Source organism: Aequorivita sp. Q41, assembly GCF_039831855.1.
Taxonomy (GTDB): Bacteria; Bacteroidota; Bacteroidia; order Flavobacteriales; family Flavobacteriaceae; genus Aequorivita.
The window spans coordinates 1-14,256 of the sequence record NZ_JBDPMS010000002.1; the positions used below are offsets into that span (position 1 = coordinate 1).

The window sequence follows — 14,256 nt, forward strand, 5'->3', positions numbered from 1 at the left end:
CTAAATAGATTAGATTTACATACCGAAAAGCCATCTACGAAAGTAGGTGGCTTTTTTTATGTTTTATAAGTTTTCTTGAATTTAAAATGAAGCTGTAAGTACTGATTAGGCATGCAATAGAAATGAATTTTTTATTTATTTAAAAGTATATTTTTTAGGATATAAGTATAGTTTGATTTTGTAAAATTTAATTTTTTAAACGGTTCAAGAGGTTTGTACGAAAAGCACTACAAACTCCTTTTTTGGTTTTATTTTATTTGCTCAGTCATTATAATTTTCTATTTTTATAAAAATTTTTAACATAAATCTCACATTAAATCAATTTAATTATGAAAAAAATTACAATTTTATCTTTAATGCTTTTTGGCACCTTGGGGTTTAGCCAAAGCAAAGACATCCAAGCGCCGGCAAAGTCGGTACAACTTCCAGCAGCTTATTACAACTCTACAGCACCTTCAATTGGGGAGACTACAGGTCTTGCTACTACTAGCACAATAGATGTTGATGTACAGATTCCGTTTACGGGTACTTATTATTCTAAATCTCCTAATGCTGTTATTTATGATAACGGGGCTTTCTTTAGTGTAGCTGGACCACCAGATATTAGTGTTCTAGAGGATGTTTCATTAGGTATGGGGGCTTTCGGTTTTGGTGCTCAATTTACTTCAGGAAGAAGTATTGCTGAAGATTTAGTGCTTACTGCAGATTACGACATTACATCTATCGATGTATTTGCTTACCAAACGGGTTCTGTAGCTCCTTCTATTACTGCGGTATATTTGCAAGTATGGGATGGAGATCCTAGTGGTGGTGGTGCTAATGTTGTTTGGGGCGACCTTACAACAAACATTCTTGACGGCGCTACTGCAACAGACGCTTTTAGACAAGTAGAAAGTGCTCCTGGTGATACTGCTAGAGAGCTTCAACGAGTTACTGCTAACACTGCAGGACTTAGCTTAACTGCTGGTACTTACTGGATTGATTATTCTTTTGAAGGTTCTGGTGCTTCTGGACCATGGGCTCCACCCGTAGTTGTTACTGGTAGCTCTACTACAGGAAATGCACTTCAAAACCAAGCTGGTGTATGGGTTGCTTTAAATGATGTTGGACCACAAGGTATGCCATTTATCGTTTATGGTGATCCAGTAGGTGGCGGTGCTGCATGTGATCAAGAACACCCAGTTACTGGAGACGGTAATGGTGGGTCAGGATCATCTGCAGATTCAGATTTCAAAACTGCAGCTGATATTGTTGTTGCTGCTGGTGAGGACTTTACTATCGATACAATCGAAGTTCCTTTCTTAACTTTTGCTCCAGAAGATGCTCCGGTTACTGCAAGTGTAGTTTACTATGACGATGCTGCTGGTTTACCAGGAACAATTTTAGGAGGAGAGACAGTTGTACCAACAATCTTAAGTTCAGCAGAATGGGTTAATCCAATTGCTTTCATTTTCGAAACTAGCCTAGCTTTAACACCATTTACATTCCCTGGAGATGCTTCAGTAGATACTAAGTATTGGGTTGAAATAAGCATGGGTACTGCTACAAATCAAGCAACTGTATTCTGGTTATATACTAATACAGTGCCAGTTGAAGGTGAGCCTATGGCTCGATTTAATGCAGCTGATGGTTTCTGGACTATTGTAGATCCAACACAAGAAGTTGTTTATAGCTTCCAAGGTGAGTGTGAGCCATTAAGTGTTGCAGACAATACACTTGGTGGATTCTCTTACTATCCAAACCCAACTACGGGGCTTCTTTCATTAAAATCCGTAAACAATATAGAAACTGTTTCTATCTTTAACTTATTAGGACAAAAAGTAATGGATGCCAATGTTGGTGCTACTACTACAGATCTTAATATTTCAAGCTTAAAAACTGGAACGTACTTAATGCAGGTTACTGTAGACGGTCAGACTGGTACTTTTAAAGTGTTGAAGAACTAAATAGATTAGATTTTACATACCGAAAAGCCATCTACGAAAGTAGGTGGCTTTTTTTATTTGACTAACTTTGCAGTATGAAAATCAATTATTCCTTTGTAATTCCAGTATACAACCGTCCTCAGGAAGTTAGAGAGCTTTTAGATAGTTTTATAGGCCTTGAGTTTGAAGCGGATTTTGAAATAGTACTGGTAGAAGATGGCTCTACAATAAAATCAGAAACAATCGTCAATGAATATATTGATAGACTTTCAATCTCTTATTATTTTAAAGAAAATTCAGGGCCAGGAGATTCACGTAATTATGGGATGAAGCGTGCAAAAGGGAATTATTTTATAATTCTAGATTCAGACTGTTTGGTGCCACCACATTATTTAAAAACAGTAGATTCATTTTTAAATAATACATTTTATCATTGTTTTGGTGGTGCAGATGCTGCGCATGTTAGTTTTACGCCTTTACAAAAAGCCATTAACTATACAATGACTTCTTTTTTTACTACAGGAGGTATTCGAGGAAATAAAAAAAGTGTAAATCGCTTTGAGCCTAGAAGTTTTAATATGGGAGTTTCAAAAGAAGTATTCGAAAAAACTTCGGGCTTTGCTAAAATACATCCTGGGGAAGACCCCGATCTTTCACAGAGAATTTTAAATAAAGGATATAAAACAACTTTTTTACCCAATGCTTTTGTGTACCATAAAAGACGTATTTCGTGGGAAAAATTTTATATACAAGTTAAAAAATTTGGTCTTGTGAGACCGATTTTAAACAAATGGCATCCTTCATCTTCAAAAATCACCTATTGGTTTCCTACACTATTTGTCTTTTTTGCTTTTACTTCTATGGTATGCGCTTTTCTTCTAACCCCCATAGCATTAATGCCAATATTGTTTTATTTAGGGGTTTTGTTTATTGACTCTACTATTAAAAATAAAAGTGTTTATATTGGATTGCTTTCAATAGCTGCTGTTTTTGTACAATTTTTTGGGTACGGCTTGGCTTTTCTAAAATCAAGTTTTTATATAGCTCTTTTAAAGAAAGATCCACAGAAACAATTTCCCTCCTTATTTTTTAGTTAATTTTAATGACTTTCAAATAAAAATGATGAAGAAGGATCTTTTCAAAAATATTAAAAATACAAAAGTAAAACGATTTTTACTTTTCCTATTTTTGGCTACTATCTTTTGGGTTTTAACTAAGTTTAGTAGGGAATTTACTGCTACCATGGTATCAAAAATTGAATATGAAAATATTCCAGAAGCTGCTGCCCTTTCTATAAATAACACAAAGGAAATTACTTTTGATCTTACTGCAAATGGGTTCGAAATTCTTTTTTATAAATTTAAAAAACCTAAGGTGTCTCTAGAAGTGAGGCAATACTATTCTGAAGCAGAAAATGGTTTTACAATAAATAAAAATGAATTGATGCGTTTGGTTTCTTCTAGTTTTAATAGAAATCTGGCTATAAAAAACCTTTCAATTGATGAATTGAATGTAAAGTTAGACCCAATTGTGTTGAAAAAAGTTCGTGTACTTGCCAAAACAGACATTACATTTAAAGATGGGTTTAAACCCGAAGATAGTATACGGATTAAACCTGATTCAGTACTAATTTCAGGGCCTGCGGGAAGTTTAAAAAACATTACAACAATTGAAACTGAACTTATTTCTTTTAGAAATATTGAGAAAAATATCTCTCAAGAAATAAATATTTTGGATGTTGGTAACGGAATTGTTTCCGTAAAGCCCAAAAAAGTGAAAGTAGAATTGACTGTGGCTGAATTTTCACAAGAACAATTTATTTTGCCGGTTGAAGTAATAAATTTACCGCCAAATATTGATATTAAAATGGTGCCACAATCTATTGCCATTTCTTTTGATGTTTCTGTTAAAGATTTTACCGAAATTTCAAGTGAAAGCTTTAGGCTAGTTTGTGATTATTCACAAAGAAATCAAGAAGATAATTTTATGCTTCCATTCCTAGAAAAGAAACCAGAACATATTAGAAATGTGGTTTTTGAACCTAAAAAAGTAGATTTCTTTATATTCAAATAATAATTCAATTTTCAATAGAAAAAATTGTGAAAATAATTGGGCTTACTGGAGGAATTGGCAGTGGAAAAACAACTGTAGCTAAAATGTTTTCCCGGTTGGGAGTACCGGTGTATATTGCTGATGATGAGGCTAAAAAACTTATGGCGACATCAAAGGTTATTCGCAAAGAGCTAATTGCGCTTCTTGGGGAAGAAGCGTATATGGAAAATTCGGTAAACAGAAAGTTTATCGCTTCAAAAATTTTCAAGGATAAAGTACTTTTAGAAGCTGTGAATGCTATTATTCACCCAAAAGTTGCGGCGCATTTTAAAGAATGGACTACAAAACAAAAAAGCAACTATGTTATAAAGGAAGCTGCCATACTCTTCGAAAATGGCAGTTATAAAAATTGTGACCTGGTAATATTAGTTACAGCACCCGAGGATATTCGTGTGGCTCGTGTTATGGCAAGAGATAAAACTTCAGCAAAAGAAATTGAAACACGGATGAACAATCAGTGGAGCGATGAAAAAAAACGCCAACTGGCAGATTTGGTTATTGAAAACATAGATTTAGAAAATACCAAAGCAAGGGTTGAGTTTATTGATCGTAGCCTTAAAATAGAAGCTGACTGAAAGTAGGTGTTTGTTTGTTAACATTTGGTTAAATGAACGAGTAGCTAAATGTTAAAATATTACTTTTGAGGTATGAACAAAAAGCTTTTCGTATTGCTCATAGCGCTCATGAGCCTCTCATTACTGGGAATAGTATTTGTTCAGGGGTACTGGATATCAAATGCATACAGAACCAAGGCAGATCAATTTACTATTAATGCAAAACAAGTGCTTTTATCCGTTTCTAAGGAAATAAAGTTGCGGGAAATAAATAAATACTATCAACTTTACGTTCCTTATGTAGATAGTATTCAAGTGCCAGATAATGTGAGTTTTACGGAGTTGGCATATAGAGTTCAGAATAAAGCTACCAACGAAACATATTTTTTTACCGATGGTATATTAGAACAGGATTATAAATTATCAGCGGGTCTTTTTGATGCCGAGAGTGATAGTATACAGTTTAAAAAACTAACCAATAGAAAAACTAAAACTAAAGTTTCAGAAGGAATTGATGGCGTGACCACAACTGAAACTAGAGTAGAGTCCTTTTCTAGAATGAAAGATTATGAGCAGAATCAGTTTGAAAGCTTTGTTAGCAATATAACGGCCCTCACACCAATTTATAAAAGGGTAAGTGCTAGTGAAATTTCAGAAATGATAGCGAGAGAAATTAAAGAGAGAGGGTTAAATTCAAAATTTGAATTCGCTATTTATAGCAACACTATGGAAACGAAAGTTCGTTCCAAGAAATTTAAATACGATGCCGAAAGCACCTATATGGTTCCTCTTTTTGGAAATGAAAATGATAATGGGTATGAGCTATATGTAAATTTTTCAGAAAAAGAAAAATTTGTATTGAATAGCATCTTAGGGATGGCAATACTTTCATTGGTTTTTACAAGTGTTATAATATTAGCGTATTCTAGTGCTATATCACAAATATATAAGCAACGTCAAATTTCACAAATAAAGAGTGATTTCATAAATAATATGACTCACGAGTTCAAAACACCAATAGCAACTATCAACCTTGCATTAGATTCCTTGAAAAATCCAAAAGTAAAGGACAATCAAGAGTTTTTAACGCGGTACTTGGGAATGATTAGAGATGAAAATAAACGGATGCACGCACAGGTGGAAAACGTGTTAAGAATCTCTAAGCTTGAAAAAAATGAGTTGGATTTACCAAAAGAGCGCGTTAGTTTGCATGAAATTGTTGAAGATTCTATATCACATGTAAGTTTGATTGTGGAAGATAGAGGGGGGTATATACACACTCATTTTGGAGCGCTCAAGTCGACCGTATTAGCGAATGAGTCGCATCTTGGTAATGTAATTGTCAACTTATTAGACAATGCGGTAAAATATACGGAGGGCGAGCCGAAGATTGATATTTACACCGAAAACGTAAAAAATAGTGTTATTTTAAAAATACGCGACCAGGGAATTGGAATGAGTAAACCTGTTCAGAAAAAAATATTTGATAAGTTTTACCGAGAGCATACCGGCGATATACATAATGTAAAAGGTCACGGACTTGGATTGGCTTATGTTAAGCAGATTTTAGCAGACCACGACGCCCAAATATACGTGGAAAGCGAAAAAGGAAAGGGCAGTACTTTTATACTAAAATTACACTTAATATCTTAAAAATTATGGAAACAGAAAACAAAAAAATCCTTCTTGTTGAAGACGATCCGAACTTCGGGACAGTACTAAAAGATTACCTAGCCATGAACGATTATAACGTGACTCACGCCAAAAACGGAATGGAAGGTTTTGAAAAATTTAAAAAAGATGATTTTGATCTTTGTATCCTCGATGTAATGATGCCTTATAAAGATGGTTTTACATTAGCCAAAGAGATTAGAGAAAAAAATGAAGATGTGCCAATTATTTTTCTGACAGCCAAAGCAATGAAAGAAGATGTGCTTAAAGGCTATAAGGTTGGTGCTGACGATTACTTAAATAAACCCTTTGATAGTGAAGTGCTTTTAATGAAAATTAAAGCTATTATTCAACGTAAAGCTACAGACTCAATTGCCGATAGCAAGCAATTTGAATTTCAAGTTGGAAATTTTCATTTGAATTCTAAACTGCGCTTTTTAACCTATAATAAAGAAACTCCAATAAAACTTTCTCCAAAGGAAAATGAATTGTTACGTCTTTTAGCGCTTCATAAAAACGACCTAATGCCACGCGAATTGGCACTTACCAAAATTTGGAGAGACGACAACTATTTCACCTCTAGAAGTATGGATGTTTATATAGCAAAGCTTCGTAAGTATTTAAGTAAAGATGATGGTGTGGAAATAATCAATATTCACGGCGAAGGCTTCCGTTTGGTAGTGAAAGACGAGGTTGATAATTAATTTTTTTCAAAATTAAGATATGTGTAAAAAAACGCCTCTAAAGGGCGTTTTTTTCTTTTATAAAATTAAGTATTGTCGAGGCAGCTGTTTTATAGTCAAACCATTGTATTGCTTCGTTTTTTTTAAACCATGTGTTTTGTCGCTTGGCGAACCTGCGCGTATTTTTTTTGATTTCAGAAATAGCTTCTTCCTGAGTAAGGTTTCCTTCAAAATATTCAAATAGTTCACGATAGCCAACTGTTTGCAGGGCGTTTTTATTTTTATATGGTACTAAAGACTCTGCTTCCGCAAGCAAACCTTCATGGATCATTGTGTCTACACGTTGGTTTATACGGTCATAAATAAGCTCTCTATCTGCGGTGAGGCCAATGAATATAGTTTTAAAATCCCGCACCGTTTTTTTTTGTTTTAGAAATGAAGAGTACGGTTTTCCAGTTTCGCGATAAATCTCTAAAGCACGAATAACTCTATGAGGATTATAAATATCAACCTTTTCAAAATAATTGGGATCTACTATTTTTAGTTCGTTTTGAAGAAATGCAATCCCTTTTTCATTTAGGTCTTTATTGAGAAGTAGTCTCGTTTCAGAAGTTGTTTCTGGAAATTTATCCAACCCTTTTACAACCGCATCAATATATAACCCGGAGCCCCCAACCATAATTGCAAGTTGGTTTTTTTTGAAAAATTTTTTTAAAAATTGGATCGCTTCTCTTTCAAAATCTCCGACAGAATAGGTGTCAAAAATGCTAATATGTTGTATAAAATGATGCGAAGCTTCCGCTAGTTCTTCCGAAGAAGGAACTGCGGTTCCTATAGTCATTTCTTTAAAAAACTGTCTCGAATCTGCCGAAATTATTTCCGTGGTAAAAGCTTTGGCTAATTTAATCGATAATGCGGTTTTACCAATTGCGGTAGGGCCTACGATACAAATAAGGGTGGGTTTGGAACTTAAAGACATCAAACAAGCGGGTTTTCATCTGGGTGAAGATCTTCACCACATTTATGACAAAAATTTGCATCATCTCTATGTTTTGGAGAGCCACAGTTTCTACAGGCTTGGGTGTTTACATGTACATAATCTTTCCCTAAAACATCTTGTTTTCCCAAGGTTTTAGTGTATTCAGCACTCACAATACCGGTAGGGACAGCGATAATGCCGTACCCCATAATCATAATAAGTGCAGCTAGAAATTGGCCCAGCGGTGTAATAGGGGCGATATCACCAAAACCAACAGTAGTAAGCGTAACTATACACCAATAAACACTTACAGGGATGCTAACAAAACCACTTGCTTCCCCTTCAATTAGATACATGAGTGTGCCCGCAATGATTGAAATGATTAAAACGGCAAATAGGAAAACCAAAATTTTTGCCCGACTATCTTTTAGAGCTTTTACTAGTTTGTTTGATTCACCAACATAACGCGTAATTTTTAAAATTCTAAAAACTCTAAGCAAACGCAACGCTCTTACTGCTAGCAGGTAATGGCTTCCTACTAAAATCATCGATAAATAAAGCGGTATTGTTGATAAAAAATCAATAATACCGTAAAAACTAAATATATAAGCCCTTGGCTTTTTAACGGTAATTATTCTTGCAATATATTCTATGGTAAAGAAAATGGTGATAATCCATTCGCTTATATTTAAAAAGTAATGGTACTTTACATCAACCCCTTTTATACTTTCCAGCATAACAAGGACAACACTCAATAGTATTAAGAACAACAACACTACATCAAACAGCTTCCCCATAGGGGTGTCTGCTTCATATATTATTTCATGCAGCTTATAACGCCAGGATTTTTTGTTAGATGGTTTCAAGTTCTAGGATTTAAAAGTCTAAAATAAACAACTTTACTCAATTATTGGTATTGGTTGAAAGGTTTACCGTTTTTAGAACTTTATTTTTTCTAAGATAATTTTGAATTATATGTTGGGCGTCTCTATTATTGCCCATCGGGTTAATAATAGCCTTAAGAATTTCAGGATTATTAATTTGATAATTTAAGTTATAAAATCCAAATCCTTTATAAACCCCATTTTCTATTAAGATAACAGAGTGTTCTTCAATTTCACGACCTCTATCAATAATTAGCATGTTTTGATTTTCATAACTTCGCTTTTCTAAGAAGGCAGTAACTCTATTGTTGTATTCTTCAGGAGATTCTTTTTCGATACAGGCACCAGTACACTCTTTAATGGAATAGTTAAAACAAGATTTTTTTGTTGTGTATAGCCCTGTTAGTTTCTGGCAAAGTTGATTTTCTTCTGTTATTTTGAATAGCGATAATTTTGCTTGCTGATAATTACTAAAGGTGACGATGGCTTTTTTTCTGCCGTCTGCTTTTTCTATTTTTAAATTTATATACCCGTTTTCATCTATAAACGAGGTTAATTGATGCGTAAAAATAGTATGGCGAAGCGCTCGGTTAAATATAGGTTTGTTCTGTTTTATTTCTTCAGATTCCTTTAAAAGCGCAATCAATTCACTCCCAGTTTTTTCATACGTTACCGATTTAACCTCCAGCTGAATTTTTTTTGATTTTCGATTATCACTTGTAAAATGTTGCGTTAATCTTTTTTTGATGTTTTTACTTTTACCAATATAAATTATTTTCCCAGCCTCATTATGCATGTAATACACACCGGTTTCTGAAGGTGCATTTTGAATTATATCAAGTAGTTTAGGCTCTAATTGTCTTTTTGGATCTTTGCGTAGTGTTTCCGTAATTATTTCTTTTGAGGTATCCTTTGCTAAAAGCATTTTGAATAACGCTACTGTCGCTTTTGCATCGCCTTGTGCCCGATGACGGTCACTTAGCGGGATTCCTAGGGCACGCACTAATTTTCCTAAGCTATAGGAAGGCATATCAGGAATTAGTTTTTTTGCTAATTCTACCGTACAAAGTGTTTCTTTTTCAAAATTATAACCTAAACGGTCAAATTCTGTAGTGAGAATTCTATTGTCAAAAAGCGCGTTGTGCGCAACAAGAATACAATTATCTGTAATTTCGATGATTCTCTTAGCAACTTCGTAAAATTTTGGCGCCTGCCGAAGCATTTCATTGTTAATGCCCGTAAGGTTTATTACAAAAGGTTGAATGGGTTTTTCAGGGTTTACTAAACTGGAAAATTGATCTACCACTTTATGGCCATCAAATTTATAAATTGCAATTTCCGTGATTCCCTCCTCATTGTACTTTCCACCCGTAGTCTCTATGTCTAAAATTGCGTACATTCTCTTTGTTAGGTATTCTCTATTTTTTGTTGAATTAGGGCGGCGTTATATATAGTTGCGTTCTCCAAAAATTGCACTTCCCACGCGTACCATTGTACTGCCATTTTTAATGGCTAAAGCATAATCACCACTCATTCCAGTACTTAAAATTCTAAACAAAGGGTTTTGAATTTTTAAGGCGTCGTATATTTCTTTCAATTTCTGAAATTCTCCTAAAACTTGTGCTTTATTATCGGTAAATGTTGCCATTCCCATTAATCCAACAACTTTTATGTTTTTAAGTTTTTTAAATTCTTCTGAGGTAAGAAGATTTGTAGCTTCTTCTTTATTCATCCCAAATTTACTTTCTTCCTCGGCTATTTTTATTTGAAGCAAACACTCAATTGTTCGCTCATTTTTTAGTGCTTCTTTGTTTATTTCCTTTAAAAGTTTAAAGCTATCTACCGCATGTATCAAGCTCACGAAAGGAGCCATAAATTTCACTTTATTGCGTTGCACATGGCCAATCATATGCCATTGGATGTCTTTGGGCATTTCACGCCATTTAGACTCCATTTCCTGTATTTTATTTTCACCAAATATACGTTGACCTACATTATAGGCTTCTTGTAGGGCTTCAACAGGCTTTGTCTTAGAAACTGCCACCAAAGTAACATGTTCTGGCAATTCGCTATTAATTTTTTTAAGATTTTCGGAAATACACATTGTTTGTTCTTTTTCTCACTGCTAAAATTCATACACGGTGACACCGCTTCTTAATTTTGGTTCAATGTACGTGCTTTTAGGAGGCATTTTTAGACCTTCGTCTGCAATCATTTTCATTTCATCTGTGGTTACTGGCAATAACCCAAAACCAACAGCAAAAGCTTTTGAGTCCACAACAGTTTTTACATACGCCAAGTCTTTTTTTCCATGAGAATACTCAATCCGTTGATCGTTTCTTAGGTCTTTGATTCCTAACAAGGGTTTCAAAATAGTAGTATATAAAATTTGAGTGTCTAACGCGTCAAGTGCGTTTTTGATTTCGTATTTGCCTTTCCGAAGGTATAATGAATAAAATTCACCGTCCAAATACATGCTAAAATGATGTTTTTTAGAAGGTTTGTAGTATTCCATTCCACGGTTTTCAATTCGGAAATACTCGTCTAGTTTTATTAAAAATTCTTCTTTCGTCAACCCATTTAAGTCTTTTACCAAACGGTTGAACTCATAGATCTTTAAATCGCTTTCTGGAATTAGATAACTCATAAAATAATTATAAGCTTCCTTGCCAGTATGCTGTGGGTTTTCTTCTTTTAAATCTTTCGCTAACAACGAGGAAGATGCGGAGCGGTGATGCCCATCAGCAATATAAAGAGCAGGGATTTCAGCATAAATTTCTTGAATTTTTTTTAGAAGGGCATCGTCATCTACTTTCCAAACATAATGTGTGTCACGATAGGTTGTGGTAAATTCGTACTCTGCACGACTTTCCATCACAAAATCTATGAGGTGTTCTAATTCGTTATTATCGGGGTAGGTTAGGAGGACAGCTTCAGCGTTAAAACCCACTGTTTTTAGGTATTCTTTAAAAATAACTTCACGAAACTCTAAAGTGTCTTCGTGTTTTTTTATTACATCTTTCTCGTAATCCTGGGTGCTTGCCGCTGCAACTATACCTTTGAACTCTAAGCCATCCCGATTTACAATTTTATAGATATAAAACGATGGTTTTTCATCTTGAATAAAAATTTCATCTTCTTTAAATTCTTGATACCGATTGCGAACAAGTCCGTATCGTTCTTCTCCTGAAATTTCTTTTTGATATTTATACCCAGGGTTTACAATGTGTAAAAACGAAAAGGGATTGTCCCGCAACCTAGATTCCACCTGTGCCGCGGTATAGCTATCATACGAGCGTGCTGCGAGTAAACTCACTTTGTCTCGTGTTGGGCGCACAGCTTTAAATGGGATGATTTTGGCCATTAATTTATTCTTCAGTATTGTGGAGCAGCGTGCTGTTTAAGTTGGTAATTTGCCTGTGAAATTATTTTGAAAACATTTTTGAAACGTCTTCTGCTTTTCGGTTTTGACTGTAATCATAAAAACCTTCGCCGCTTTTTGCGCCAAGTTTTCCTGCCATAACCATATTCACTAATAACGGACAAGGAGCGTATTTTGGATTTTTAAAGCCTTCGTACATTACTTTTAAAATAGAAAGACAAACATCAAGACCAATAAAGTCTGCTAAAGCTAAAGGCCCCATTGGGTGTGCCATTCCGAGCTTCATTACGGTGTCAATTTCTTTAACTCCAGCTACACCATTATAAAGCGTTTCAATAGCTTCATTAATCATTGGCATTAAAATTCGATTAGCTACGAAACCTGGGTAGTCATTAACTTCAACAGGAACTTTGTTTAGTTTTTTTGATAAGTCTTCCACAATTTTGAAGGTTTCTTCAGTAGTGCTATAACCTTTAATTATTTCAACCAATTTCATAATAGGCACAGGATTCATAAAGTGCATTCCAATTACCATTCCTGGTCGTGAAGTAACGGAGGCTATTTGAGTGATTGAGATTGAAGAAGTGTTGCTGGCCAAAATAGTATCATCTGGACAGAACTTATCCAAATCACGGAAAATTTTTAGCTTTAAATCCACATTTTCAGTGGCAGCCTCAACTACCAAGCCTGCATATTCTACGCCTTCTTCAAGGCTGGTATAGGTGCTTATGTTTTTTAATGTTTGTTGTTTTTGAGCTTCAGTAATGGATTCTTTGGCAACCATTCTGTCCAAATTTTTGGTGATAGTTGCAATTCCTTTATCAAGCGAAGCTTGTGAAACATCAATTAATTGTACTTTATAATCAAACTGCGCGAAGGTGTGGGCAATTCCATTGCCCATTGTTCCTGCGCCTATTACTGCAATATTTTTCATACGTATACCCGTAAAAAAAGGGCGGCTTTTAAATTAAACTTTTGGTTTTATATTTTTTTGAAATTTTCAATTATCATCATAGCAACACGTAAGGCTTCAGTTCCTTGCTGTAATGAAACCTCTGGTGTTCTATCTGCTTGAATGGCATCGTGAAAACTTTCTAGCTCATCAAGAATAGCATTATTGCTTTCGATTTTAGGGTTTTCAAAATAAATTTGCTTTTTAATGCCTTCCGCATTTGTTAATACCATGGCAAAATCATCTATTTCTTTTGGCGCATCTTTCATTTTTACAACCTCACATTTCTTTTCCAAAAAATCCACAGAAATATATGCATCACGCTGAAAGAAACGTGCTTTTCGCATTTTTTTTAAGGAAATCCGGCTCGCCGTAAGGTTTGCTACACAGCCATTTTCAAATTCGATTCGTGCGTTTGCAATGTCTGGCGTTTCACTAATTACTGAAACGCCACTTGCACTTACAGCTTTTACATCGCTTTTTACAACACTTAATATGGCGTCAATGTCGTGAATCATCAAGTCTAGAACCACAGAAACATCTGTTCCTCGCGGATTAAATTCAGCAAGTCTATGTGTTTCTATAAACATAGGATTGCTAATTTTGTCTTTAATAGCTTGAAAAGCTGGGTTGAAACGTTCTACCTGTCCAACCTGACCACGAAGTTTATTTTGCTTCGCTAAGTCCCTAATTTGCTCGGCTTGCGCAACGGTTTGGGTGATTGGTTTTTCAATGAATATGTGTTTTCCTGCTTTAAGAACTTTCTCAGCGCAATCAAAATGTTTGCTCGTAGGTGTTACTACCACAACCATATCACTTGCGGCAATAAGGTCTTCCATGGTTGAAAAACTTTTATACCCAAATTCTAAAGTTATTTTCTCTGAAGCTTTTTGGTCTGCGTCATAAAAACCCACTAATTCATATTTTGTGGATTGTTGCAGCAATTTTAGATGTATTTTTCCTAAGTGCCCAGCACCTAGAACTCCCGCTTTTAGCATTGGCGTGTGTTTTTCACAAATGTACGGGTTTCGATGGAAAGTTTAAAAGTTTATGTGCTTTGATTGTTGTATTTCTTACTTCCTTTTTATTTAGAATTTGACTCCTGAAATTTGGT

The 14,256-nt window shown here is 34.8% G+C and carries 13 protein-coding genes; 6 read left to right on the forward strand and 7 right to left on the reverse strand.

The features are described from left to right. The first annotated feature begins 329 nt into the window (after positions 1 to 329). The 6 genes from ABJ955_RS09525 to ABJ955_RS09550 all read left to right on the forward strand — a co-directional run bounded on the left by ABJ955_RS09525 (position 330) and on the right by ABJ955_RS09550 (position 6,966). On the forward strand, positions 330 to 1,946 hold the full coding sequence (locus tag ABJ955_RS09525; RefSeq protein WP_347374388.1) for a T9SS type A sorting domain-containing protein: 1,617 nt from the start codon (positions 330 to 332) through the stop codon (positions 1,944 to 1,946). Between the two features lie 74 nt (positions 1,947 to 2,020). Next, positions 2,021 to 3,022, forward strand: coding sequence for a glycosyltransferase (locus ABJ955_RS09530; protein ID WP_347374389.1), 1,002 nt, complete (start codon positions 2,021 to 2,023; stop codon positions 3,020 to 3,022). Positions 3,023 to 3,044: 22 nt separating this feature from the next. Further along, the gene (locus tag ABJ955_RS09535; protein WP_347374390.1) at positions 3,045 to 3,998 is read left to right on the forward strand and encodes a YbbR-like domain-containing protein; all 954 of its coding nucleotides are present in this window, start codon (positions 3,045 to 3,047) and stop codon (positions 3,996 to 3,998) included. 26 nt (positions 3,999 to 4,024) lie between these two features. Continuing rightward, the gene (gene coaE, locus ABJ955_RS09540) at positions 4,025 to 4,612 is read left to right on the forward strand and encodes a dephospho-CoA kinase (RefSeq protein ID WP_347374391.1); all 588 of its coding nucleotides are present in this window, start codon (positions 4,025 to 4,027) and stop codon (positions 4,610 to 4,612) included. Between the two features lie 72 nt (positions 4,613 to 4,684). Then, positions 4,685 to 6,244 (forward strand): HAMP domain-containing sensor histidine kinase, encoded by a 1,560-nt coding sequence (locus ABJ955_RS09545; RefSeq protein ID WP_347374392.1) that lies wholly within the window; start codon positions 4,685 to 4,687, stop codon positions 6,242 to 6,244. A 5-nt stretch (positions 6,245 to 6,249) separates the two neighbouring features. Next, positions 6,250 to 6,966 carry a response regulator transcription factor gene (locus ABJ955_RS09550; protein ID WP_347374393.1) on the forward strand — a complete coding sequence of 239 codons (717 nt, stop codon included), beginning with the start codon at positions 6,250 to 6,252 and terminating at the stop codon, positions 6,964 to 6,966. Positions 6,967 to 7,003: 37 nt separating this feature from the next. Here the strand turns inward: ABJ955_RS09550 and miaA are convergent, their stop codons facing one another. The 7 genes from miaA to ABJ955_RS09585 form a co-directional block, all read right to left on the reverse strand. Then, positions 7,004 to 7,924: a tRNA (adenosine(37)-N6)-dimethylallyltransferase MiaA gene (miaA, locus tag ABJ955_RS09555; protein ID WP_347374394.1), complete on the reverse strand. Its 921-nt coding sequence runs from the start codon at positions 7,922 to 7,924 to the stop codon at positions 7,004 to 7,006. Next, positions 7,924 to 8,790 (reverse strand): ion transporter, encoded by an 867-nt coding sequence (locus tag ABJ955_RS09560; protein WP_347374395.1) that lies wholly within the window; start codon positions 8,788 to 8,790, stop codon positions 7,924 to 7,926. Before ABJ955_RS09560 ends, miaA begins: the two co-directional genes overlap by 1 nt. Positions 8,791 to 8,827: 37 nt before the next feature. Then, on the reverse strand, positions 8,828 to 10,207 hold the full coding sequence (locus tag ABJ955_RS09565; RefSeq protein WP_347374396.1) for an exonuclease domain-containing protein: 1,380 nt from the start codon (positions 10,205 to 10,207) through the stop codon (positions 8,828 to 8,830). A gap of 45 nt (positions 10,208 to 10,252) precedes the next feature. Then, complete coding sequence (locus tag ABJ955_RS09570; RefSeq protein ID WP_347374397.1) at positions 10,253 to 10,912, reverse strand: YggS family pyridoxal phosphate-dependent enzyme; 660 nt, start codon at positions 10,910 to 10,912, stop codon at positions 10,253 to 10,255. Between the two features lie 21 nt (positions 10,913 to 10,933). Beyond that, on the reverse strand, positions 10,934 to 12,172 hold the full coding sequence (locus ABJ955_RS09575) for a DUF1015 domain-containing protein (RefSeq protein WP_347374398.1): 1,239 nt from the start codon (positions 12,170 to 12,172) through the stop codon (positions 10,934 to 10,936). A gap of 61 nt (positions 12,173 to 12,233) precedes the next feature. Next, positions 12,234 to 13,124 (reverse strand): 3-hydroxybutyryl-CoA dehydrogenase, encoded by an 891-nt coding sequence (locus ABJ955_RS09580; protein ID WP_347374399.1) that lies wholly within the window; start codon positions 13,122 to 13,124, stop codon positions 12,234 to 12,236. A gap of 47 nt (positions 13,125 to 13,171) precedes the next feature. After that, entirely contained in the window at positions 13,172 to 14,140 is a 969-nt protein-coding gene (locus ABJ955_RS09585) for a Gfo/Idh/MocA family oxidoreductase (protein ID WP_347374400.1), read from the reverse strand. Positions 14,141 to 14,256: the final 116 nt, after the last annotated feature.